General features: G+C 73.1%; 20 protein-coding genes. 9 read left to right on the top strand and 11 right to left on the bottom strand.

Annotated features, from left to right (window positions below; translation table 11 throughout):
* A complete protein-coding gene (locus tag ACZ7FF_RS26790) occupies positions 1 to 600 on the bottom strand; it encodes an HDIG domain-containing metalloprotein (RefSeq protein WP_470814985.1) in 600 nt (199 codons plus the stop codon).
* Positions 601 to 654: 54 nt separating this feature from the next.
* Between ACZ7FF_RS26790 and ACZ7FF_RS26785 the strand changes: the two genes are divergently transcribed.
* Entirely contained in the window at positions 655 to 1,317 is a 663-nt protein-coding gene (locus ACZ7FF_RS26785; protein ID WP_470814983.1) for a transmembrane-type terpene cyclase, read from the top strand.
* 66 nt (positions 1,318 to 1,383) lie between these two features.
* Here ACZ7FF_RS26785 and ACZ7FF_RS26780 read toward each other — a convergent pair whose 3' ends face one another.
* From ACZ7FF_RS26780 to ACZ7FF_RS26770, 3 genes are all read right to left on the bottom strand, one after another.
* The gene (locus ACZ7FF_RS26780) at positions 1,384 to 2,358 is read right to left on the bottom strand and encodes a D-cysteine desulfhydrase family protein (protein WP_470814982.1); all 975 of its coding nucleotides are present in this window, start codon (positions 2,356 to 2,358) and stop codon (positions 1,384 to 1,386) included.
* Between the two features lie 184 nt (positions 2,359 to 2,542).
* Positions 2,543 to 3,895 (bottom strand): vWA domain-containing protein, encoded by a 1,353-nt coding sequence (locus ACZ7FF_RS26775; protein WP_470814980.1) that lies wholly within the window; start codon positions 3,893 to 3,895, stop codon positions 2,543 to 2,545.
* On the bottom strand, positions 3,892 to 4,749 hold the full coding sequence (locus ACZ7FF_RS26770) for an AAA family ATPase (RefSeq protein WP_470814978.1): 858 nt from the start codon (positions 4,747 to 4,749) through the stop codon (positions 3,892 to 3,894). The genes ACZ7FF_RS26775 and ACZ7FF_RS26770 overlap by 4 nt, the downstream gene beginning before the upstream one ends.
* 152 nt (positions 4,750 to 4,901) lie before the next feature.
* Here ACZ7FF_RS26770 and ACZ7FF_RS26765 point away from each other — a divergent pair, with 152 nt between their 5' ends.
* The 4 genes from ACZ7FF_RS26765 (at position 4,902) to ACZ7FF_RS26750 (ending at position 7,916) form a co-directional block, all read left to right on the top strand.
* Complete coding sequence (locus tag ACZ7FF_RS26765; RefSeq protein ID WP_470814976.1) at positions 4,902 to 5,471, top strand: TetR/AcrR family transcriptional regulator; 570 nt, start codon at positions 4,902 to 4,904, stop codon at positions 5,469 to 5,471.
* A gap of 63 nt (positions 5,472 to 5,534) precedes the next feature.
* Positions 5,535 to 6,215 (top strand): ABC transporter permease, encoded by a 681-nt coding sequence (locus ACZ7FF_RS26760; protein WP_470814974.1) that lies wholly within the window; start codon positions 5,535 to 5,537, stop codon positions 6,213 to 6,215.
* Positions 6,216 to 6,306: 91 nt separating this feature from the next.
* Positions 6,307 to 6,978 (top strand): ABC transporter permease, encoded by a 672-nt coding sequence (locus ACZ7FF_RS26755; RefSeq protein WP_470814972.1) that lies wholly within the window; start codon positions 6,307 to 6,309, stop codon positions 6,976 to 6,978.
* Positions 6,975 to 7,916, top strand: a complete 942-nt coding sequence (locus ACZ7FF_RS26750; RefSeq protein WP_470814970.1) for an ABC transporter substrate-binding protein — start codon at positions 6,975 to 6,977, stop codon at positions 7,914 to 7,916. The genes ACZ7FF_RS26755 and ACZ7FF_RS26750 overlap by 4 nt, the downstream gene beginning before the upstream one ends.
* Positions 7,917 to 7,922: 6 nt before the next feature.
* Here the strand turns inward: ACZ7FF_RS26750 and ACZ7FF_RS26745 are convergent, their stop codons facing one another.
* The 7 genes from ACZ7FF_RS26745 to rhaI form a co-directional block, all read right to left on the bottom strand.
* Positions 7,923 to 9,077: a betaine/proline/choline family ABC transporter ATP-binding protein gene (locus tag ACZ7FF_RS26745; RefSeq protein WP_470814968.1), complete on the bottom strand. Its 1,155-nt coding sequence runs from the start codon at positions 9,075 to 9,077 to the stop codon at positions 7,923 to 7,925.
* Between the two features lie 38 nt (positions 9,078 to 9,115).
* A complete protein-coding gene (locus ACZ7FF_RS26740) occupies positions 9,116 to 9,769 on the bottom strand; it encodes a LutC/YkgG family protein (RefSeq protein ID WP_470814966.1) in 654 nt (217 codons plus the stop codon).
* Positions 9,766 to 11,244 (bottom strand): LutB/LldF family L-lactate oxidation iron-sulfur protein, encoded by a 1,479-nt coding sequence (locus ACZ7FF_RS26735; protein WP_470814964.1) that lies wholly within the window; start codon positions 11,242 to 11,244, stop codon positions 9,766 to 9,768. Before ACZ7FF_RS26735 ends, ACZ7FF_RS26740 begins: the two co-directional genes overlap by 4 nt.
* The gene (locus ACZ7FF_RS26730) at positions 11,241 to 11,996 is read right to left on the bottom strand and encodes a (Fe-S)-binding protein (RefSeq protein ID WP_470814963.1); all 756 of its coding nucleotides are present in this window, start codon (positions 11,994 to 11,996) and stop codon (positions 11,241 to 11,243) included. The genes ACZ7FF_RS26735 and ACZ7FF_RS26730 overlap by 4 nt, the downstream gene beginning before the upstream one ends.
* A 73-nt stretch (positions 11,997 to 12,069) precedes the next feature.
* Complete coding sequence (locus tag ACZ7FF_RS26725; RefSeq protein ID WP_470814962.1) at positions 12,070 to 13,518, bottom strand: rhamnulokinase; 1,449 nt, start codon at positions 13,516 to 13,518, stop codon at positions 12,070 to 12,072.
* Positions 13,515 to 15,554, bottom strand: a complete 2,040-nt coding sequence (locus ACZ7FF_RS26720) for a bifunctional aldolase/short-chain dehydrogenase (protein ID WP_470814960.1) — start codon at positions 15,552 to 15,554, stop codon at positions 13,515 to 13,517. The genes ACZ7FF_RS26725 and ACZ7FF_RS26720 overlap by 4 nt, the downstream gene beginning before the upstream one ends.
* A 145-nt stretch (positions 15,555 to 15,699) precedes the next feature.
* A complete protein-coding gene (rhaI, locus tag ACZ7FF_RS26715; RefSeq protein WP_470814958.1) occupies positions 15,700 to 16,860 on the bottom strand; it encodes an L-rhamnose isomerase in 1,161 nt (386 codons plus the stop codon).
* A 266-nt stretch (positions 16,861 to 17,126) separates the two neighbouring features.
* Here rhaI and ACZ7FF_RS26710 point away from each other — a divergent pair, with 266 nt between their 5' ends.
* The 4 genes from ACZ7FF_RS26710 (at position 17,127) to rhaS (ending at position 21,920) form a co-directional block, all read left to right on the top strand.
* Positions 17,127 to 18,644, top strand: a complete 1,518-nt coding sequence (locus ACZ7FF_RS26710; RefSeq protein WP_470814956.1) for a sugar ABC transporter ATP-binding protein — start codon at positions 17,127 to 17,129, stop codon at positions 18,642 to 18,644.
* Positions 18,645 to 18,699: 55 nt separating this feature from the next.
* Positions 18,700 to 19,773: an ABC transporter permease gene (locus ACZ7FF_RS26705; RefSeq protein WP_470814955.1), complete on the top strand. Its 1,074-nt coding sequence runs from the start codon at positions 18,700 to 18,702 to the stop codon at positions 19,771 to 19,773.
* Positions 19,766 to 20,743, top strand: coding sequence for an ABC transporter permease (locus ACZ7FF_RS26700; RefSeq protein ID WP_470814954.1), 978 nt, complete (start codon positions 19,766 to 19,768; stop codon positions 20,741 to 20,743). Before ACZ7FF_RS26705 ends, ACZ7FF_RS26700 begins: the two co-directional genes overlap by 8 nt.
* Positions 20,744 to 20,840: 97 nt before the next feature.
* On the top strand, positions 20,841 to 21,920 hold the full coding sequence (gene rhaS, locus ACZ7FF_RS26695; RefSeq protein WP_470814953.1) for a rhamnose ABC transporter substrate-binding protein: 1,080 nt from the start codon (positions 20,841 to 20,843) through the stop codon (positions 21,918 to 21,920).
* The last annotated feature ends 1 nt before the right edge of the window (position 21,921 follow it).

Genomic DNA, 21,921 nt, shown 5'->3' with positions numbered 1-21,921 from the left:
TCACCTCCCGTCGAGGGGATGGGACGTCTGGTACGCGAGCCTGCGGTCGGCCCCCGCCCCGATGTCCGCGAGGAACTCGTCCAGTTCCATGAACCACTGCCAGGCGGGCCGCCCGTCCGCCGCGGCCAGCCGCGCCACCACCAGGTCCTCCAGCTCCGGCACCCGCTTGTTCTTCCAGATCTTGTCGGCCAGGCTCACCAGCAGGTCCTCCACGCCCGTCCCGGGGGCCGTCCAGGACGCGTGGGTGGCGGCGAACCGGGCGAGGCGCGCCGGTACGCCGTGCGCCAGCAGCAGTTCCCGGCCGGTCTCCTCGTGCCGGGAGCCGGGGCCGGACAGCTCGGCCGTGTGCCGGGCCTTGCCGATGTCGTGCGTGGCGGCCCCGAACCGCACCGCCTCCGCGTCGAACTCCGTTCCGGGACAGTGCCGTTGGATCCACTCCACCAGCAGGGCCGCCACCTCGTGCACCGCTCTGAGGTGGGCCACCAGCCGTGGCGGGGCGTCAACTCGCGTCAGGAGCCGGGTGACCGCGTCGGGCAGGGGCCGCAGTGGCGGATCTTCGGTGGGGTCCGACGCAATCGACACTGTGTTCGCGGGAGTCATCCGTGCCAGAGTACTCACCGGCACAGGCGGTGGGTCGCTTCGACGGGGGTGGTCATGCGGGTGTTGCACACGGCGTTCCTGCTCGGCACGGGTGGGTTCTGGACGGCGGCCTACGTGCTGCTGGTCCGCACCGGGGTGCGGGAGCGGACCTTCGGGATGCCGGTCGTGGCCTTCGCCACCAACATAAGCTGGGAGTTCATGTTCGCGTTCGTGCGGCCGCAGTCGGGGGTCCTGCACGTCGTCAACATCGTGTGGTTCACCTTCGATCTCGCAGTCGGCTACACGGTCGTACGCTTCGGAAGGTCCGAATTCCCCTCCCTGCCCGGGCGGTTGTTCCTGCCCGCGCTGGCCGTGGTGCTCGCGTTCGCCTACCCGGGCATGAACTACGCCTCCGAGCAGTTCGACGCGGGTGCCGGCACCATCACCGCGTTCGGCAGCAACCTGGCGATGTCCGCCATGTTCCTGGCCATGGCGGCCGCCCGCCGTGGGACGCGCGGCCAGTCCGCCGCGATCGCGCTGACCAAGCTGCTGGGCACGGCCTGTGCCTCCCAGGCGCTGCTCACCGATCCGCACGGGAACCCCCGCTACGACTCCGCCCTCATGTACTACCTCTACGTCGGCTGCTTCCTCCTCGACCTCGCCTACCTCGGCGCCCTCCTGGCCCTGCGCCGAGCCGAGCGGGCGGAGCGGACGGAGCCCGTCCCGGTCGCGGTGTGAGGGCGCGGTCAGCCATCCGGGCGCGCACGTACCGCCGAGCTCAGCCGCCGTACCCCGCCCGGATCCTCAGCCCCCGAACGTCCCGGCGCCCTCCTCCGCGCGGGCCACGGCTTCCGCGTGGCCGAACAGGCCGGGCAGGCCACCGGTGTGGACGAAGACCGTCTTCGCGCCGGGGCGTACGTCGCCGTCGCGCACCGCGGCGTGGAGGCCGGCCAGGGCGCGGCCCGTGTAGGTCGGGTCGAGGACGAGGCCCTCGGTGCGGGCGGCGAGCCGGAGCGCGTCGGCCACCGGGGCGGTCAGTGCCGCGTAGCCGGCGCCCACCTGGTCCCGGCGCACCCGCAGCCCCTCCCGCGTGACCTGCTCGCCGGTGAGCGGTGTCGCGAACTCCGCCACCGCCGCGGCCGGGTCGGCCAGCGCGCCGACGTCGACACCGAGCACCGAGCCGGAGCCCAAGGCGGCGACCAGGCCGGCCATGGTGCCGCCGGAGCCGAGCGCGACCACCACCGTCCGCAGGTCCGGCACCTGCTCGCGCAGTTCCTCGCCGCACCGCACATAGCCCCGGGCGCCGAGGACGCCGGAGCCGCCGAACGGGACGAGCGCCGGCCGGGCGCCGTCCGCGCGCAGCCGGGCGCACACCTCGGCCGCCGTCGCGTCGAGACCCGCCTGGTCCACGTCGCCCGCCCAGGCGAGCCTCGCCCCGAACAGCCCGTCCAGGGCGAGGTTCCCGGACCGGGAGGCGCCGGCCGAGCCGCGCAGGACCAGGACGACGTCCAGCCCCAGGCGCGCGCCCGCGGCGGCGGTGAGCCGGGCGTGGTTGCTCTGCGCCGCGCCCGTGGTCACGAGCGTGTCCGCGCGCTCGGCGAGGGCCGCGCCCACCGTCCACTCCAGCTTGCGGATCTTGTTGCCGCCGCCGCCCAGTCCGGTCAGGTCGTCCCGCTTGATCCACAGGTCGTCCGGCCCGAGCCCGAGCGCGGCGGCCAGCCGGGGCGCCGGTTCGAGCGGGGTGGGGAACGTGCCGAGCGGCACGGGCGGGTGGGTCATGTCGGACATCCTCGTGGCCGGGAGACGGGCGACCAGTCGATCACAACCGCCCCCCGTGCGTCACACCGGCAGCAGTCGGCCGACCGGCGTGCCCAGCCGCCGGGCCGTGCGGCGTCCGGGTGTCACACCCGCGGCAGTCGGCCGACCAGTGTGCCCGGCTGTCGGGTCGTGCGGCGTCCCGGTGTCACACCGGCAGCAGTCGGCCGACCAGTGTGCTGAGCTGGCGGGCCGTGCGGCACTCGTGCATGTCGACCAGTTCGGCGTATTCGGGCGCGGCCGAGTCGCCGGTGCCCCACTGGGCGCGCGGCTCGGGGTTCAGCCAGTGGAAGCGGCGGGCGCGTCCCGCGACCTCCCGTACGGCGGCGAGGTTGGGGTCGCTCATGTTCGTCCGGGCGTCCCCGAGCACGAACACCGTGGTGCGCGGGCCGACCGCGGCGCCATACCGCTCGGCGAACTCGCCCAGCGCCACGCCGTAGTCGCTGCTGCCGTGCCAGCCGGTGAGCGTGGCCTCGGCGCGGATGCGGGCGCTGAGCCCGTCGGGGTCGGCGCGGCCGTGGTCGAGCAGGCCGGTCACCTCGTCCAGCCGGTTGACGAAGGCGAACACCCGGACCTTGCTGAACTGGTCGTGCAGCGCCTGCACCAGCAGCATCGTGAAGTCGGAGAAGCCCGACACCGAGCCGGACACGTCGCACAGCAGGACCAGTTCGGGCCGGACCGGACGGCGCCGGCGCAGTACCGGCCGCATCGGGACGCCGCCCGTGGAGAGCGAGGAGCGCAGGGTGCGGCGCAGGTCGATGGTGCCGCGTGCGGCCCGGCGGCGGCGCGCGGCGAGCCGGGTGGCCAGCTTGCGCGCGAGCGGCTGCACCGCCCGGCGCAGCTCGGTCAGCTGGTCCCGGTTCGCGAACAGGAAGTCCACCCGGTCGGCGGTCGGCCGCACCGCGCGCCGGGCGATCTCGTCGCGTCCGCGCCGCTCGGCGACCCGGCGCCGTGCCTCGGCCCCGACCAGCCGCCGGAACTCCTCGATGCGGCGCCGGATCTCGTCGTCCAGCAGCCGGTCCGCGAAGCCGGCGCCGTCGCCCTCCCGTGCCCGTACGTCGGCCCGGACCCGGGCCAACAGGGTCTGCGGGCGTAGCCGTTCGAGGGTCTGGTACGCCGACCAGCCGTCCGCCCCCGGTGAACTCCCGTAGCCGCCCAGGCCGTCGACCGCCTCGGCCGCCAGCCAGGCCATCAGCGCACGGTCGTCGGCCGCCAGTGCCTCGGCCAGCCGGCCGCGCAGCTCCTCCCGGTCGGCGGGGGTGCCGTCCGGACCGCCGACCCCGCGCGGGAAGTAGAGGTCGAAGACCGGGTCGAACACCGTGCGCTGCGCCGGGCCGTGCAGCAGTGTCGCGGCCAGGCCCTCGCGCAGCCGGTCCCGGTCGGCGAGCCCCAGCGCCTCGGCCGCGCGGGCCGCGTCCACAGTCTCCCCGGTGCCGATGCGCACCCCGTGCGTGCGCAGCGCGCCGACCAGGCCGGTGATCCGCTCGGCGACGTCGGTCACAGCGCGTCCAGGTCGAGTTTGGCGGCGGCCTTCTGGATGTCGTCCTGGTGCTTGAGGATCACCCCGAGACTGTCCCGTACGACCGTCTCGTCCAGGGTGTCCGCGCCCAGGGCCAGCAGGGTGCGTGCCCAGTCGACGGTCTCGGCGACGGACGGCGCCTTGCGCAGGTCCATCGCACGCAGCGCCCCGACGACCCGCACCACCGACTCGGTCAGCGCCTCGCCGAGGCCAGGCACCTTCAGCCGGACGATCCGCCGCTCCAGCTCCTCCTCCGGGAAGCCGATATGCAGGAACAGGCAGCGGCGGCGCAGCGCCTCGGACAGCTCCCGGCCGGCGTTGGAGGTGAGGACGACGAAGGGGCGGCGGGTGGCGGTGACCGTGCCCAGTTCCGGGACCGTGATCTGGAAGTCGCTGAGCACCTCCAGCAGGAGGCCCTCCATCTCGACGTCGGCCTTGTCGGTCTCGTCGATCAGCAGCACCGTCGGCTCGTCGCCGCGGATGGCGGTCAGCAGCGGGCGGGGGAGCAGGAACTCCTCGCTGAAGATGTCGGTGCGGGTCTCGTCCCAGCTCTCGTCGCGGCCCGCGCTGATGCGCAGCAGCTGCTTGGCGTGGTTCCACTCGTACAGCGCCCGGGACTCGTCCACGCCCTCGTAGCACTGGAGCCGGACCAGCCGGGCCCCGGCGACCTGGGCGACGGCCTTGGCCAGCTCGGTCTTGCCCACTCCGGCGGGCCCCTCCACCAGGAGCGGCTTGCCCAGGCGGGCCGCGAGGAACACGGTCGTGGCGACGGCGGGGGAGGCGAGGTAGCCGGTCTCGGCGAGGCGGGCGGAGACATCGTCGACGGACGTGAACAACGGGGCCTCCGGCGGGTCGGGTAGCGGCGTCCGAGTACCTATCTAAGCGCTTGTTCACCGACCCTGTCACGTGGAATCCGTGCGGCGGCGGTCACGCCGGGGAAAATACACCGATCGGTTTCTTTTCTCCCGGGAAGCGGTAACCTCGCCCCATGGCCACCACGGACAAGGCTTCCTCCCGCGACCGGCTGCTCGACGCGGCCGCCCGGCTCTCCTACCAGGACGGCGTCTCGGTCGGCATCGAGGCGCTGTGCCGGGCGGCGGGCGTCTCCAAGCGGTCGATGTACCAGCTCTTCGACAGCAAGGACGAGATGCTGGCCGCGAGCCTGGAGCGGCGGATCCCCTGGTACGAGGCCCAGCTCGCCCACCCCGACCCGGCCGCGGGGCCCCGCGAGCGCGTCCTGTACGTCTTCGAGCGGCTGGAGAAGGCATCCCTGGACGCCGACTACCACGGCTGCCCCTACCTCGCCGTGCTGGTCGAACTGAAGGACCCCGGGCACCCGGCGAGCGAGGTCGCCCGCGGGGTCAAGGAACGCCTCGCGCGGACCTTCCGCGCCGAGGCCGAGCGGGGCGGCGCCCGCGACCCCGAACTGCTCGCCCGCCAGCTGCTGCTGGTCTTCGACGGCGCGAGCGCCCGGGCCGGCGCCCGGGTGGAACGCCTGGACGACGGACTCGCCACGGCGACGGCGACCGCCCTGCTGGACGCCGCCGGGATGCGCTAGCCGGCCCCTCGTACGGGTCACCACAACATGCCGGCCGGCGCCCCCCGCCGGTCCAATGGACCCGTGACCGCGCCACCGCACGACTGCCTCGCGCGCAACGACTGGATCTGCGGCGCCTATCTGAGCAGCCGCCGCCAGATCCTGCTCGACGCCGTCGCCCAGCATCTGCGGCTGACCGCCCTCGCGGTCCTCGTCGGCCTGGTCGTCGCCGTGCCGCTGGCGGTGCTGGCCCGGCGCTGGGGCTGGGCGGCCGGCCCGGTCCTCGCCCTGACGACGATCCTCTACACCATCCCGTCGCTGGCGATGTTCTCCCTGCTCCTGCCCCTCTACGGCCTCTCGGCCACCGTCGTCGTCGCCGGTCTCGTGCTGTACTCGCTGACCCTGCTGGTCCGCAACATCCTGGCCGGTCTGCGGGCGGTCCCGGAGGAGACCCGGCAGGCGGCCCGCGGCCTCGGCTACGGGCCGATCCGGCTGCTGCTCACCGTGGAACTGCCGCTCGCCCTGCCCGCCGCCATGGCGGGGCTGCGCATCGCGACCGTCTCGGCGGTCTCCCTGGTCACCGTCGGCGCGATCGTCGGCTTCGGCGGCCTCGGGAACCTCATCTACGCGGGCATGAACACCTACTTCAAGGCCCAGGTGCTCACCGCGTCCGTGCTGTGCGTGGTGATCGCCGTCGCCGCCGACCTGCTCCTGCTGGGCGTCCAGTGGTTGATCACCCCGTGGACGAGGGCGGCCGGCACGTGAGCACGCCCCGAGGACGAGGACGGCCCGCACGTGAGCACGCCGAGGACACCGGCGGAGCCGCCATGGCCACGCCGAGGACGAGGGCGGGCCGGTGAGCACGCTCACCGCCACCTGGGACTGGCTCGCCGACCCCGCGCACTGGTCCGGCGAGAACGGGGTGTGGCACCGGCTGCTGCAGCACCTGTCGCTCACCGTCGTCTGCCTGGTCGTCAGCTGCCTGATCGCGCTGCCCGTGGCCCTGGTCCTCGGGCACCTCGGCAGGGGCGGGGCGCTCGCCGTCAACATCTCCAACGTCGGCCGGGCCGTCCCCACCTTCGCCGTCCTGGTCCTGCTGCTCCTGACCCCGGTCGGGAACTGGGGCGAGGGGCCCACGGTGGTCGCCCTGGTGCTGTTCGCGGTGCCACCGCTGCTCACCAACGCCTACGTCGGGATGCGCGGGGTGGACCGGAGCGTCGTCCAGGCGGCCCGGGGGATGGGCATGACCGGCCGGCAGACGCTGTTCCGCGTGGAACTGCCCCTCGCGCTGCCCCTGGTGATGACCGGGGTGCGGATCGCCGCCGTGCAGCTCGTCGCCACCGCCACCATCGCCGCCCTCGCGGGCGGCGGCGGCCTCGGCCGGATCATCACGGCCGGCTTCAACCTCGCCAGCACGCCCCAGGTCGTCGCGGGAGCGCTGCTCGTCGCGGCGTTCGCGCTCGTCGTCGAGGGCGCCTTCGAGATCGCCGAGCGGCGGGCACCGGCCTGGGCCCGGGGCGGCCGATGAGCGCACGCCACGCCCTGGCGGCCACCGCGCTGCTCACCCTCACCGCCTGCACCACCGGCCCGTCCCTGGAGAACCGCGGCCAGGTCACCGCGCCGCCCGGGGACAGCCACCACCTGACCATCGGTTCGGCCGGCTTCACCGAGAGCGACCTGCTCGCCCAGATGTACGCCCAGCTGCTGAACCAGGCCGGCTACAAGACGTCGGTCCTCACGGTCGCCAACCGGGAACTGTACGAACCGGCCCTGGAATCCGGCCAGATCGACGTCGTGCCCGAGTACGCGGCCACCTTCGCCGACTGGCTGAACGCCAAGACCCACGGCGCCGACGCCACCCCGGTCGGCTCACCCGACCTCGACGCCACGATGAAGGCACTGCGCACGCTCGCCGCACCCCGCGGACTCACCGTCCTGCCGGCCGGCCGGGCCGTCGACCAGAACGCCTTCGCCGTGAGCGCCGACTACGCCCGCCGGCACCACCTGAGAACCCTCAGCGACCTCGGCGCCTCCGGGCTGCCGGTCCGGCTCGCGGCGGGCGACGAGTGCGTGCAACGACCGTACTGCGAGCCGGGGCTGAAGAAGGTGTACGGCATCGACGTCACCGGCGTCGACCCCAAGGGCGTCGGCACCACCCCGGCCAAGCGGGCCGTGCAGGACGGCCGGGACCAGATGGTGCTGACCACCTCCACGGACGCCACCCTCGACTCCTTCGGCCTGGTGCTGCTCACCGACGACCGCCACCTGCAGAACGCCGACTACGTGGTCCCCGTCGTCAACCGCGCCCGCGCGGGCGGCACCGGCGTGACCAAGGCGCTCGGCAAGCTCAACGACGTGCTGACCACGGCGGACCTGGCGGACATGAACCGGCAGGTCGACAGCTGGCGGCGGCTGCCCGCCGACGTGGCCCGCGCCTATCTGAAGGACAAGGGCCTGCTGAAATGAGGCACGTCAGGCGTCCGACACCGAGTCGAAGCTGACCTGACCCCGCGCGACACCCCGCGCGTCCGCGTCCACCGAGCGGCGCAGCGCCTCGTGCAGCTTCGCCGGGGTCAGCACCCCGAGGAAGCGCGCCCCGTCCAGCACCGCGACCCACCCGGCGTCGTACTGGAGCATCACCCCGAACGCCTGCTTGAGGGGCGCGCCCACCGGCACCCAGGCGGTCATCCGGTGGGCCAGCTCACCCACCGTGCCGCCCCGCGCCAGTTCGTCGATCCCGACCCAGCCGTGCAGATCGCCGTGCGCGTCCAGGACGACCGCCCAGCGCGCGCCCCCGGTCCGCAGCCGCTCCCGCGCCCGGTCGGCGGGCTCGTCCGGGCGGGCCACGGGCGGCTGCTCCAGGTCGTCCGGCTCGATCGTGGTCACCGACAGCCGCTTCAGACCGCGGTCCGCGCCCACGAACCCGGCGACGTACGGCGTCGCGGGCGCCCCCAGCACCGCCCCGGGCGTGTCGAACTGCTCGATGCGGCCCTGCCCGTACACGGCGATCCGGTCGCCCAGCCGGACGGCCTCCTCGATGTCGTGCGTGACCAGCAGCACCGTCTTGCGCACCGCCGTCTGCATCCGCAGGAACTCGTCCTGCAACTGCTCGCGCACCACCGGGTCGACCGCGCCGAACGGCTCGTCCATCAGCAGCACCGGCGGATCCGCCGCGAGCGCCCGGGCCACGCCGACCCGCTGCCGCTGCCCGCCGGACAGCTGCTCCGGGTAGCGCGGCCCGTACGTCTTCGGGTCGAGCCCGACGAGATCGAGCAGTTCGGCCGCCCGGGCCCGGGCCTTCGCCCGCTTCCAGCCGAGCAGCGCGGGCACGGTCGCGGTGTTGTCCAGGACGGTGCGGTGCGGGAACAGGCCCACCTGCTGGATCACGTACCCGATGCGGCGGCGCAGCCGGACCGGGTCGACGCCGGCGATGTCCTCGCCGTCGACGAGGATCCGCCCCGACGTCGGTTCGATGAGCCGGTTGACCATCATCATGGTCGTCGTCTTGCCGCAGCCGGAGGGACCGACGAGCGTCACCAGTTCGCCCTCGGACACCTCGAAGGAGAGGTCGTCCACGGCCGTCGTACCGTCCGGATACCGCTTGGTGACCTGCTCGAACCGGATCATGTCCGCAACGCTAGCCACTCGGCGGGCCACCCGCGCGTTCAGTCGCCCGGGCCGCCGGCCAGCACCACCTCCAGGGTGCGCGGCCCGTGCACCCCCTCCACCCGGTCCAGCTCGATGTCACTGGTGGCCGACGGCCCGGAGATCCAGGTCAGCGGGCGGCCCGGGTCCAGCCGTTCGAGGGCCTGCGGCACGGACGCCACGACCTGGTCCGGGACCCTGACGACACAGACGTGGTGGTCCGGGACGAGGGAGATACGGCGCCTGCCCTGGTCCGGCGAGCCGTCCAGGACGATCGTGCCGGTCTCGGCGACCGCCACCGCGCACGCCGTGACCACGCTGTCCACCTCGTCCAGTTCGCGTGCCGTGCTCCCGGCCAGGTCGGCGACCCGCTCCACGTCCGTGCGCGCCAGCCACCCCGGCGGGAGGCCGGGCGGCACCAGCACCGATCCCGTCTTCCGCTCCGCGAGCAACCGGGCGATCAGGGACGGCAGTTCGTCCTCCGTACAGCGGTGCACGACCGCGCGGTAGTCCGCCAGGTTCTCGGCCAGCAGCGCCACCGCCTCCTCGGCCGAGCGCTCGGCGTGCTCGCGCGCGTAGTCACGCGGCACGGCCTCCTCGTACGGCCCGCTCTCGGGCGTGACGTCCGCGAGTGCGCGCCGCACCCGCCCCAGGACCCGCTCCCTGCTGCTCACTTCGCCCCGTCCTTCCCGCCGCGCGTGCGCTGCCACCAGTCCCGGAACGGCTCCGCCGGCACGGCCGGCAGGTCCCGGGTGCCGCTCCACGCCCTCCCGGGGCCGGGCAGCGCCCGTGGGTGCAGCCGGCGGGTGCGGGAGGCGAGCCGCTGGCCCGTCCGCAGCACGCCCGGGTGCGCGAACGCCCAGCGCGCCGCCCGCATCGCGGCCCGCTCGGCCGCGTGCCCCTTTGCCGGTCGCAGGACGACCTTGTTGCCCTGCCGCACCGCCGGACCGCCCTGCGCGACCCGCTCCCGCAGATGCACCAGCACCTCGGGGATGTCGATGGCGACCGGGCAGACCTCGTAGCAGGCCCCGCAGAGCGAGGAGGCGTACGGCAGGGAGGCGTCGATCTCACCGGCCGTGCCCCGGAGCTGGGGGCTGAGGATGGCGCCGATCGGGCCCGGATACACCGAGCCGTACGCGTGTCCGCCGGCGCGTTCGTAGACGGGGCAGACGTTGAGGCAGGCCGAGCAGCGGATGCAGCGCAGCGCCTGGCGGCCGACGGTGTCGGCGAGGGCGTCGGTGCGGCCGTTGTCGAGCAGCACCAGGTGGAAGGCCCGGGGCCCGTCCCCGTCGGTGGTGCCGGTCCACATCGACGTGTACGGGTTCATGCGCTCGGCGGTGGAGGAGCGGGGCAGGGTCTGGAGGAACACCTCCAGGTCGCGCCAGGTGGGCACGACCTTCTCGATGCCGACGACGGAGATCAGCGTCTCGGGCAGGGTCAGGCACATCCGGCCGTTGCCCTCGGACTCCACGACGACGAGGGTGCCGGTCTCGGCGACCATGAAGTTGGCGCCGGAGACGCCGACCTTGGCGCGCAGGAACTTCTCCCGCAGGTGCAGGCGTGCGGCCTCGGCGAGTTCGGCGGGCGTGTCGGTCAGGTTCGCGGGGGCCGGGCGGCCCCACTCGCCCATCTCCGAGCGGAAGATGTCCCGGATCTCGCCCCGGTTGCGGTGGATGGCGGGCACGAGGATGTGCGAGGGCCGGTCCCTGCCCAACTGCACGATCAGCTCGGCGAGATCGGTCTCGTAGGCGCGCACGCCCTCGGCCTCCAGGGCCTCGTTGAGGCCGATCTCCTGCGTGGCCATCGACTTGACCTTGACGACCTCCGACTCGCCGGTCTCCTTGACCAGCCGGGCCACGATCCGGTTGGCCTCCTCGGCGTCGGCGGCCCAGTGCACGGTGCCGCCCGCGGCGGTGACCGACTCCTCCAACTGCTCCAGGTAGCGGTCGAGATGGCGCAGCGTGTGGTCCTTGATCCGCCGTCCGGCCTCGCGCAGCTCCGCCCAGTCGGACAGCTCGGCCACCGCCCGGGCCCGCTTGGCGCGGATGGTGTGGGTGGCGTGGCGCAGATTGCCGCGCAGCGTGGGGTTGTTGACGGCGGCGTGCGCGGCCTCGGGAAAGGCCGGCATGCCGAGATACGTTCCGCTCATGCCGCCGGGTCCTCCTCCGTGCTCGCCAGGATCTCCGCGATGTGCACCGGCCGCATGCCGGAGCCGAGCCTGGTCATGGTCCCGCCGACGTGCATCAGGCAGGAGTTGTCGGCCGCGCACAGCACCTCGGCGCCGGTCGACTCGGCGCTGCGGACCTTGTCCGCGCCCATCGCCGCCGACACCTCCGCGTTCTTCACCGCGAACGTGCCGCCGAACCCGCAGCACTCCTCCGCACCCGGCAGCTCCACCAGTTCCAGCCCCCCGACGGCCCGCAGCAGCCGCAGCGGGCGCTCGCCGAGGCCCAGGGCGCGCAGCCCGTGGCAGGTGGGGTGGTAGGTGACCGTGTGCGGGTAGTGGGCGCCCACGTCGGTGACACCCAGCACGTCCACCAGGAACTCCGTCAGTTCGTACGTCCGTGGCACCACCGGCGCCACGGTACGGGCGAGCGTGTCCCCGCGCCCCTCGGCGCGGGCCCGCTCGCCCATCCGGGGATACAGCTCCCGGACCATGGCCCCGCAGGATCCGGAGGGCGTCACGATCGCCTCGTACCCCCCGAAGACGTCGGCGAAGTGCCGGGCCAGCGGCTCCGCCTCGTGCCGGTAGCCGGTGTTGTAGTGGGCCTGCCCGCAGCAGGTCTGCGCCATCGGGAAGTCGACCTCGACGCCCAGCCTGGTCAGCAGTTTCACCACGGCCTTGCCGGTGTCCGGATAGAGCGTGTCGTTGACACAGGTCAGGAACAGGGCGACACGCATCGCGGCTCCTCGGAGTCGGTCGTCGGACGAGTTGCAGGGTAGTGGGCGCGTCCCGCGGCGAGCAGTGCGCGGCTCACGGCGCGGCGAGCCGCGCCTCGGCCTCCCGCCAGGGCGCGGTGCCGCCGCGCGGCGCGTACCGGGTCAGCGGCTGGGTCCGGGCCAGCAGCCGGCGCAGCGCGGTGAGGTCGCCGGCCGGCCCTTGCGCACGGGCCTGGACGAGGACGTTGCCGAGTGCGGCCGCCTCCGTCGGGCCCGCCACCACCGGCAGCCCGCAGGCGTCGGCGGTCAGCTGGCACAGCAGCGCGTTACGGGTGCCGCCGCCGACGACGTGGACGACGTCCACCGGGTGGTCGGCCAGCCGCTGCGCGTCACCGACGGCACGGCGGTGGGCCAGTGCCAGCGAGTCGAGGACGCAGCGGGTGATCTCGGCCCGCGTCCCCGGCACCGGCTGTCCCGACGCCCGGCACGCCTCGGCGATCCGCTGCGGCATCCGCCCCGGCGCCAGGAACGCCGCGTCGCCGGCGTCCACGACCGAGCGGAGCGCGGGCACGTCCGCGGCCTCGCGCAGCAGCAGCCCCAGATCGGGCTCGCCCCAGGCGCGCCGGCACTCCTGGAGCAGCCACAGCCCCGTGATGTTGCGCAGGTAGCGCACGGTGCCGTCGAGCCCCAGCTCGTTGGTGAAGTTGGCGGCCCGGCTCTCCTCGGTGAGCACCGGGGCGGCCAGTTCGAGGCCGGCGAGGGACCAGGTGCCGGTGCAGATGTAGGCGAAGCGCTCGCCGTCGGCCGGGACCGCGGCGACCGCGGAGGCGGTGTCGTGCGAGCCGACGGCCGTCACCGGCACCGGACCCGTGAGGCCGGTCTCCTCCAGCACCCGAGGACGGAGCACGCCCGCCGGGTCGCCCGGCTGCCGCAGCGGCGCGAACAGCCCCAGGTCGATGCCCAGCCGCTTCGCGATCCCGTGCGCCCAGGTGCGCGTGCGCGGGTCGACGAGCTGGGTGGTGGAGGCGTTCGTCAGCTCGGTGCCCTGCTCCCCGGTCAGCCAGTACGTGATCAGGTCCGGGATGAGCAACAGCCGCGCGGCCCGCGCGAACTGGGCGGTCGAGCGGGCGGCGGCGAGCTGGTAGAGGGTGTTGAACGGCGCGTACTGCAGGCCCGTCGCCGCGTACAGCTCCTCGGCCGGCACGGTCGCCCACACCTTCTCGGCGACCCCCTCCGTGCGGGTGTCGCGGTAGTGCACCGGGTTGCCCAGCAGGGCGCCGTCCGCGTCCAGCAGGCCGTAGTCCACGGCCCAGCTGTCGATGCCGACCGAGTCGACCTGCCCGGCGGCCCGCAGGCCGTCCAGGACGCCGCCGTACAGCCCGAGGACGTCCCAGCGCAGCCCCTCGGGCACCCGCACGGGACGGTTGGGGAACCGGTGCGCCTCGGTCAGCTCCAGCGAGCCGGGCCCCACGCGGCCGACCATGACGCGCCCGCTGGACGCGCCGAGGTCGACCGCGGCGTACGACCTCACGCCCGCGCTCATCGCAGGAACGCGGCCGCCACACCCGCGTCGACCGGGATGTGCAGCCCGGTGGTGTGGGTGAGGTCCCCGCCCGTGAGCGCGAACACCGCGTTCGCCACGTGCTCGGGCAGCACCTCCCGCTTGAGGAGGGTGCGCCGCGCGTAGAACTCGCCCAGTTTCTCCTCCGGCACCCCGTACACCGCCGCCCGCTGCGCGCCCCAGCCGCCCGCGAAGATCCCGGAACCGCGCACCACGCCGTCCGGGTTGACGCCGTTGACCCGGATCCCGTGCTCTCCCAGCTCGGCCGCAAGCAGCCGCACCTGGTGGGCCTGGTCGGCCTTGGCGGCGGAGTAGGCGATGTTGTTCGGTCCGGCGAACACGGCGTTCTTGGAGGCGATGCAGACGATGTCGCCGCCCAGGCCCTGCGCGGTCATCACCCGGGCCGCCTCCCGCGACACCAGGAACGAGCCGCGGGCCATGATGTCGTGCTGGAGGTCCCAGTCCCTCGCCGTGGTCTCCAGCAGCGGCTTGGAGATCGAGATGCCGGCGTTGTTGACCACCAGGTCGACCCCGCCGAAGGCCAGCAGGGCCGCGCGGAACGCGGCGGCGATCTGCTCCTCGTCGGTGACGTCCACCGTGACCGCCACCGCCCGGTCCGGGCCGCCGAGTTCCTCCGCGACGGCGGCCGCGTTCGGTGCGTTCAGGTCGGCCACGACGACACACGCCCCCTCGGCCACCAGCCGGTGCGCGACGGCCCTGCCGATGCCGCTGCCCGCACCGGTCACCAGGGCGATCCGCGTGGCCAGCGCCTTGGCCCTCGGCATCCGCCGGAGCTTGGCCTCCTCGAGCGCCCAGTACTCGATGCGGAACTTCTCCGACTCCTCGATCGGCGCGTACGACGACACCGCCTCCGCCCCGCGCATCACGCCGACGGCGTTGACGTAGAACTCGCCGGCCACCCGGGCGGTCTGCTTGTCCTTGCCGAAGCTGAACATGCCCACCCCGGGGACCAGCACGATCGCCGGATCGGCGCCGCGCATGGCGGGGGAGCCGGGCTCGGCGTGCCGGTCGTAGTAGGCGGCGTACTCCTCGCGGTACCCGGCGTGCAGCTCCCGCAGCCGGGCGACGGCGTCCTCCAGGGGCGCCGCCGGCGGCAGGTCCAGCACCAGCGGCCGCACCTTCGTGCGCAGGAAGTGGTCCGGGCAGGAGGTGCCCAGCGCGGCCAGCCGGGGGTGTTCGGCCCGCGCGAGGAAGTCCAGGACCACGTCGGCGTCGCTGAAGTGCCCGACCTGGGGCCGGTCCTGGGAGGCGAGGGCGCGGACGTGGGGCGCGAGCGCGGCGGCCCGCTCCCGCCGCTCGGCCTCGGGCAGCGCCTCGTACCCCGGGACCACAGGACCGAAGGGCTCGGCCCTGCCCTTGTCGGCCAGGAACGCCTCGGCGGTGCGGATGATGTACAGCGAGTTGGCTTCGCACTCCTCGGCGGTGGCGCCCCAGGCGGTGATCCCGTGGCCGCCCAGGATCACGCCGATCGCCCGCGGGTTGGCCTCCTTGACGGCGGCGACGTCCAGGCCGAGCTGGAAGCCCGGGCGCCGCCACGGCACCCACACGACGCGGTCCCCGAAGCACTCGGCGGTCAGCTTCTCCCCGTCGGCGGCGCAGGCGAGCGCGATCCCGGAGTCCGGGTGCAGGTGGTCCACGTGCGGGGCGTCCACCAGCCCGTGCATCGCGGTGTCGATGGAGGGCGCGGCGCCGCCCCTGCCGTGCAGGCAGTAGTCGAACGCGGCGACCATCTCGTCCTCGCGGTCCTCGCCCGGATACACGTCCACGAGGGCCCGCAGCCGGTCCAGGCGCAGCACGGCGAGTCCGGACTCGGCCAGCGTCCCGAGGTCGCCCCCGGACCCCTTCACCCACATCAGCTCCACGTCACCGCCGGTGACCGGGTCGGTGGCGGTGCCCTTGGCGGAGGCGTTGCCGCCCGCGTAGTTGGTGTTGCGGGGGTCGGAGCCGAGTCGGTGGGAGCGGGAGAGCAAGGCGGCGGCCTCGGGATGGGGTGACATGAACATCCGGTCCTTTGCAGAAGAGGCTGGGGGAGGCGCCCCGGAGGGGCGCGGGAAACTGCGCGATCGACCACGCGCGGCGGCAGACCACGTACGACGGGACGCGGCCGCCCTTCGGGCGACGACGCGCATTGTCAGACAGGCCCTAGGCCCCCCATCCCGCCTGAAGGCCGCCGACCCGCTCGGCGGCGATCTTCTCGGCCCACCCGGACCGGGTGTACGCGGCGAGCGGATCCGCCGCGATCCCCATCTCCTCGCGCACCTCGCGGAGCAAGGGCCGAACGTCCGTGTCGTACGCGTCCATCAGCACCGCGTTCGCCCCCAGCACATCGCCGCGGGCCTGTGCGGCGGCCAACGCCTCCCGGTCGACCAGCAGCGCCTTCGCCGTGGCCTCCTGGACGTTCATCACCGACCGGATGATCGCCGGGATCTTCGCCTCGATGTTGTGGCACTGGTCGAGCATGAAGGCCACGTCGGCGGCGAGGCCGCCGCCCCGCACCACCTCGTACATGATCCGGAAGAGCTGGAACGGGTCCGCGGACCCCACCATCAGGTCGTCGTCCGCGTAGAAGCGGGAGTTGAAGTCGAACCCGCCCAGCCTGCCCTCGCGCAGCAGCGTCGCCACGATGAACTCGATGTTGGTGCCCGGCGCGTGGTGGCCGGTGTCGACCACGACCCGGGCCCGCGGCCCGAGCTTCAGGCAGTGCGCGTACGCCGTGCCCCAGTCGGGGACGTCGGTCGTGTAGAAGGCCGGCTCGAAGAGCTTGTACTCCAGTAGCATCCGCTGCCCCTCGCCGAGCCGTTCGTACACCTCGGCGAGGCCCTCGGCCAGCCGGTCCTGCCGGGCGCGGACGTCGTCCTGGCCGGGATAGTTCGTGCCGTCCGCGAACCACAGCTTCAGGTCCCGGGAGCCCGTGTCGTCCATGATGTCGACGCACTCCAGCAGGTGGTCGACGGCCTTGCGCCGCACCGCCGCGTCGGGATGGCAGATGCTGCCCAGCTTGTAGTCGTCGTCCTGGAAGGTGTTGGAGTTGATCGCCCCGAGCCTCAGGCCGCGCTCCTTCGCGTGCTCGGCCAGGGCCGCGTAGTCCTCGACCCGGTCCCAGGGGATGTGCAGCGCCACCGTCGGGGCCACGCCCGTGACGGCGTGCACCTGCGCCGCGTCGTCCAGCTTCTCCCGCGCAGTGCGCGGGACGCCGGGCTGGGTGAACACCTTGAAGCGGGTCCCCGAGTTCCCGTACGCCCACGACGGCGTCTCGACGGCCTGGGTCTTGAGCGCGGCCTTCACCGCGGCGAGGTCGGTCACTGCAGGGCTCCTGTGGGATCGGTCGGCACGGCTGAGCGGTGAAACGATTCAGATCGCAAGCTAGGGGCGCGGTCGGAGGGGTGTCAAGCACTCCGGCCGAGCCCGTTTCCCGTGACGGGCCGTGACCCAGTGGTCTCAAAATTTTTTCGTCACGAGCCCATTGACGCGACATGGCTCCGGTGCCTACGGTCCCGGCAATCCAGTTGAAACCTTTCACGACGCGGTGGAGGCCCGGTGCCGTCCCCCGGTGTCGTCGAGGAGCCCTCATGACCCACCCGCCCGACACGGGACCGGCCCCGGTGCTGGCGCTGCGGGACGTCGCCAAGTCCTTCGGTGCCGTACGCGCCCTCAGGGGGGTCTCCCTGCAGCTGTTCCCCGGCGAGGTGCACGCCCTCGCCGGGGAGAACGGCGCGGGCAAGTCCACCCTGATCAAGACCCTCGCCGGGGTGCACCGGCCGGACTCCGGGCAGGTGCTGCTCGACGGGGAGCCCGTGGTCTTCCACGGCCCCGGCGCCGCCCGCGACGCCGGCATCGCGGTGATCTACCAGGAACCCACCCTCTTCCCGGACCTGTCGATCGCCGAGAACATCTTCATGGGCCGCAGGCCCCGGCGGACGCTCGGCAGGATCGACCACAAGGCCACGCACGCGGCCACGGCCGCGCTCATGAAGCGGCTCGGCGTGGCCCTCGACCCCGACCGCCCGGCCCGTGGCCTGTCCATCGCCGACCAGCAGATCGTGGAGATCGCCAAGGCGCTCTCCTTCGACGCCCGCGTGCTGATCATGGACGAGCCGACGGCGGCCCTGACCGGCAGCGAGGTGGCCCGCCTCTTCGGTGTCGTACGCACCCTGCGCGAGCAGGGCGCGGCGGTGCTGTTCATCTCGCACCGGCTGGAGGAGATCTTCCAGATCTGCCAGAGGGTCACCACGCTGCGGGACGGCGCCTGGATCGCGAGCGAGTCCCTCGACGGCATGTCCGAGGACGACCTCGTGCGCCGGATGGTCGGCCGCGACCTGGACGAGCTGTACCCCAAGCAGGAGGTCGCCCCCGGCGAGGTCGCGCTGAGCGTGCGCCGGCTGACCCGTGAAGGGGTCTTCACCGACGTCTCCTTCGAGGTGCGGCGCGGTGAGATCGTCGGCCTCGCCGGGCTCGTCGGCGCGGGCCGTACCGAGGTCGCCCGGGCGGTGTTCGGCGTCGACCGCTGGGACGCGGGCGAGGTCGAGGTCGACGGCCGTCCGCTCACCAAGGGCGCGCCGTCCACCGCGATGGCCGCCGGGCTGGCCCTGGTGCCCGAGGACCGGCGGGCCCAGGGCCTGGTGATGGACATGAGCATCGAGCGCAACATCGGCCTGACCGGGCTGCGTACGACGGTGCGGGCAGGGCTGGTGGACCGGGGCGCCGAACGCAGCCGCTCCCTGGACTGGGCGGTCAGACTGCGGGTGAAGTACGCCCGGATCGCGGACGCCGTCGCCACGCTCTCCGGCGGCAACCAGCAGAAGGTCGTCCTCGCCAAGTGGCTGGCCACCGGGCCCAAGGTGCTCATCGTCGACGAGCCCACCCGGGGCATCGACGTCGGCACCAAGGCCGAGGTGCACCGGCTGCTCGGCGAACTGGCCGCCGACGGCGTGGCGGTGCTGATGATCTCCTCCGACCTGCCGGAGATCCTCGGCATGGCCGACCGGGTGCTGGTGATGCACGAGGGCCGGATCACCGCCGAGATACCCCGTTCCGAAGCCACCGAGGAGACCGTGATGGCCGCCGCCACGGGGAGGGCCGCCGCATGACAGCCGCGGAGAGGGCCGCCCCCCTGTACCCGACCACTGCCCGGAGGGCCGCCGGATGACGGTGACCGCACCGAACGAGACCCCCCTCGCCGAGGCTCCCGAGTCCAGCGGAACCCGGCTGGTGGACCGCGTGTTCAGGATGCGCGAACTCGCCATCCTGGTCGTCTTCCTGGTGATGATCGCCGTCACCCAGGCCGGCAACAGCCAGTTCCTGTCCGAACAGGGCGTCAAGGACCTGCTGCTGAACGCCACCATCCTGGTGCTGGTCGCCACCGGACAGTCGCTGGTCGTCATCACCCGCAACGTCGACCTGTCCGTCGGCTCCACGCTGGGCATCAGCGCCTTCGCCGCGGGCACCTATCTGCACGGCGGCGGCAACCCGGTCGTCGCGGTCGTCCTGGCCGTGCTGCTGGGGATCGGCTTCGGACTGCTCAACGGCCTGCTGGTCAGCCTGGGCCAGGTGCCCGCGCTGGTCGTCACGCTCGGCACCCTGTACATCATCCGGGGCGTCGACTCCGTCTGGGTCGGCTCCCGGCAGATCACCGCGGCCGATCTGCCCGGCGGATTCGTCGACTTCGGCTCCGGCGGCGTCTCCGCGGTCCCCTGGCTCGCCCTGATCGCCCTCGCCGTGCTCGTGGTCACCGCCTACTACCTCAAGCAGTACGGCAGCGGGCGGGAGTTGTACGCGCTCGGCTCCAACCCGGAGGCCGCCCGGCTGGCCGGTATCCCGGTCCGCAAGCGGATCCTGACCGCCTACACCCTCTGCGGCGCTCTCGCCGGGCTCGCCGGCGCCCTGTACCTGGCCCGGTTCGGCAACGTCGACTCCGGCACCGGCGGCGGCTACGAACTCACCGTCGTCAGCGCGGTCGTGGTCGGCGGCGTCGCCTTCACCGGCGGGTCGGGCAGCGTCTACGGCGCCGCCCTCGGCGGTCTGCTGCTGACCTCCGTCAACAGCGTGCTGCCCGCGCTCGGCGTCAGCTCGGTGTGGGTGCTCGCCATCAACGGCGTCCTGCTGCTGCTCGCCATCGCGGTCGACCGGATCGTCGCGCTGCGCGTGGCCGCGGCCCTGAAGAAGAAGCCGTCCCCGAGGAGGACCGCCGTGGCGAAGGAGAACACCGGCCATGCCTGAGGCACTGACACGCGCGGTCCGCTGGGACACGGTCGTCGGCGCGCTCCTGATCGTCCTGCTACTGCTGTCGTTCGGCTTCGTGGACGGCTTCGGCAACGCCCTCAACCTGTCCTTCCTCATCGGCAACACGCTCCCGATCGCGCTGATCGCCCTGCCGATGACGCTGCTGGTGGTCGCGGGAGAGATCGACCTGTCCGTGGCGTCCACGGCCGGGCTCTCCGGGGCGGTGATGGGCCGGCTGTGGAACGGGGGCATGGCCATCGAGACGATCATCCCGCTGTGCCTGCTGCTCGGCGTGCTCTGCGGCCTGGTCAACGGCCTGCTGGTGACCAGGCTCGGGCTGCCCTCGCTCGCCGTCACCATCGGCACGCTCGCCGCCTACCGGGGCATCGCCCAGATCGTGCTCGGCTCCGACGCGGTCACCGACTTCCCCACCCAGTACCTGGACTTCGCGGCCGGCCGCGTCGGCGGCACGTTCCTGCCGCAGGCCTTCCTGCCCTTCCTGCTGCTGCTGGCCGTCGCCGTCGTGGTCCTGCACGCCACCCCCTTCGGCCGGTCGCTGTTCGCCGTCGGCGCCGCCGAGGAGGCCGCGCGGTTCGCCGGGATCCGGGTCAAGCGGACGAAGCTGGCCCTGTTCGTGGCCACCGGCCTGATGGCCTCCCTCACCGGCGTCTTCTGGGCCCTGCACTACGCCAGCGCCCGCTACGACAACGCCACGGGCCTGGAACTCTCCGTCGTCGCCGCCGTGCTCCTCGGCGGGATCGACTTCGACGGGGGCCGGGGCACGATCGGCGGCGCGATGGCCGGTGTCTTCCTGCTCGGCGCGCTGCAGAACGTGATGAGCCTGCTCAACGTGTCCGCGCAGTCCCAGATCGTGGTCACCGGCGTGCTGCTCGTCGTCTCGGTCCTCGGCCCGCGGGTCGCGCGCCGGATCCTCGTCGCCAGGGCGGCGGCCGGGTCCGCCGGCTAGGCCGTTCGCCGGCCGCCGGGCCCGTCACGGCTGTTCGTGCAGTTTCCGCGCCCCCGTCCGGGGCGCGTCCACCCATCCTCCTCCCAAGGACCCCTTCATGAAGACGTCATCAGTCCGCCGTGTCTGCGCCGCCCTCGCCGCCGGCACGTCCCTCGCGCTCGCGCTCACCGCCTGCGGCGGCACCACCAAGAAGGACGTCAAGGCCGACAACGCCTCCGCGGCCTCCGCCGGGAAGGCCGATCCGAACGCGGCGACCAAGAAGGGGCTCACCGTCGGGTTCCTGCCCAAGCAGGTGAACAACCCGTACTTCACGACCGCGGACAAGGGCGGTGAGAAGGCGCTGACCGAACTGGGCTCCACGTACAAGGAGGTGGGCCCCTCCAGTGCCACCGACACCTCGGGCCAGGTCAGTTACGTCAACACGCTCACCCAGCAGCAGGTCGACGGCATCGCCGTGTCGGCGCAGGACCCGGGGGCGCTGTGCACGGCGCTGAAGCAGGCGATGAGCAACGGCATCAAGGTCGTCACCTACGACTCCGACACCACCCCCGGCTGCCGCAACGCGTTCGTCTCCCAGGCGTCGGCCGAGGACCTGGGCCGCACCGAGGTGCGGCTGCTGGCGCAGCAGATCGGCTACAAGGGGAAGATCGCGATCCTGTCGGCGGCGCAGACCGCCACGAACCAGAACACCTGGATCGGCTACATGAAGGACGAGCTGAAGGACCCCAAGTACAAGAACGTCAAGCTCGTCAAGATCGCCTACGGCAACGACGACGCCCAGCAGTCCTTCCAGCAGACCCAGGGCCTGCTGGCGCAGTACCCGGACCTGAAGGGGATCATCTCCCCGACCACCGTCGGCATCAAGGCCGCCGCCCAGTACCTGTCCAGCTCCAAGTACAAGGGCAAGGTCAGGCTGACCGGTCTGGACACCCCCAACGACATGCGCCAGTACGTCAAGAACGGCACCGTCGAGGGCTTCGAGCTGTGGGACCCGGCCAGGCTCGGCGACCTCGCCGCACGGACCGTGGTGGCACTGGCCTCCGGGCAGATCAGCGGCAAGGAGGGCGAGACGTTCAAGGCGGGCGGGACGACGTACACCATCGGCAAGGACGGCGTCATCACGCTGGGCAAGCCGACCGTGTTCGACGCCCGGAACATCGGCGAGTTCGACTTCTGAG

The sequence above is a fragment of the Streptomyces sp. NPDC037126 genome, assembly GCF_055605965.1.
The sequence above is the reverse complement of the archived record's forward strand: the minus strand, read 5'-3'. Positions and strand labels throughout refer to the sequence as shown.

What these genes read in the sequence shown, in the direction of transcription:
- ACZ7FF_RS26790 (WP_470814985.1), bottom strand. Translation starts at nt 600, where the DNA reads ATGACTCCCGCGAACACAGTGTCGATTGCGTCGGACCCCACCGAAGAT.
- ACZ7FF_RS26725 (WP_470814962.1), bottom strand. Translation starts at nt 13,518, where the DNA reads ATGAGCGCGGGCGTGAGGTCGTACGCCGCGGTCGACCTCGGCGCGTCC.
- ACZ7FF_RS26765 (WP_470814976.1), top strand. Translation starts at nt 4,902, where the DNA reads ATGGCCACCACGGACAAGGCTTCCTCCCGCGACCGGCTGCTCGACGCG.
- ACZ7FF_RS26785 (WP_470814983.1), top strand. Translation starts at nt 655, where the DNA reads ATGCGGGTGTTGCACACGGCGTTCCTGCTCGGCACGGGTGGGTTCTGG.
- ACZ7FF_RS26730 (WP_470814963.1), bottom strand. Translation starts at nt 11,996, where the DNA reads ATGCGTGTCGCCCTGTTCCTGACCTGTGTCAACGACACGCTCTATCCG.
- ACZ7FF_RS26780 (WP_470814982.1), bottom strand. Translation starts at nt 2,358, where the DNA reads ATGACCCACCCGCCCGTGCCGCTCGGCACGTTCCCCACCCCGCTCGAA.
- ACZ7FF_RS26710 (WP_470814956.1), top strand. Translation starts at nt 17,127, where the DNA reads ATGACCCACCCGCCCGACACGGGACCGGCCCCGGTGCTGGCGCTGCGG.
- ACZ7FF_RS26745 (WP_470814968.1), bottom strand. Translation starts at nt 9,077, where the DNA reads ATGATCCGGTTCGAGCAGGTCACCAAGCGGTATCCGGACGGTACGACG.
- ACZ7FF_RS26735 (WP_470814964.1), bottom strand. Translation starts at nt 11,244, where the DNA reads ATGAGCGGAACGTATCTCGGCATGCCGGCCTTTCCCGAGGCCGCGCAC.
- ACZ7FF_RS26705 (WP_470814955.1), top strand. Translation starts at nt 18,700, where the DNA reads ATGACGGTGACCGCACCGAACGAGACCCCCCTCGCCGAGGCTCCCGAG.
- ACZ7FF_RS26750 (WP_470814970.1), top strand. Translation starts at nt 6,975, where the DNA reads ATGAGCGCACGCCACGCCCTGGCGGCCACCGCGCTGCTCACCCTCACC.
- rhaS (WP_470814953.1), top strand. Translation starts at nt 20,841, where the DNA reads ATGAAGACGTCATCAGTCCGCCGTGTCTGCGCCGCCCTCGCCGCCGGC.
- ACZ7FF_RS26720 (WP_470814960.1), bottom strand. Translation starts at nt 15,554, where the DNA reads ATGTCACCCCATCCCGAGGCCGCCGCCTTGCTCTCCCGCTCCCACCGA.
- ACZ7FF_RS26700 (WP_470814954.1), top strand. Translation starts at nt 19,766, where the DNA reads ATGCCTGAGGCACTGACACGCGCGGTCCGCTGGGACACGGTCGTCGGC.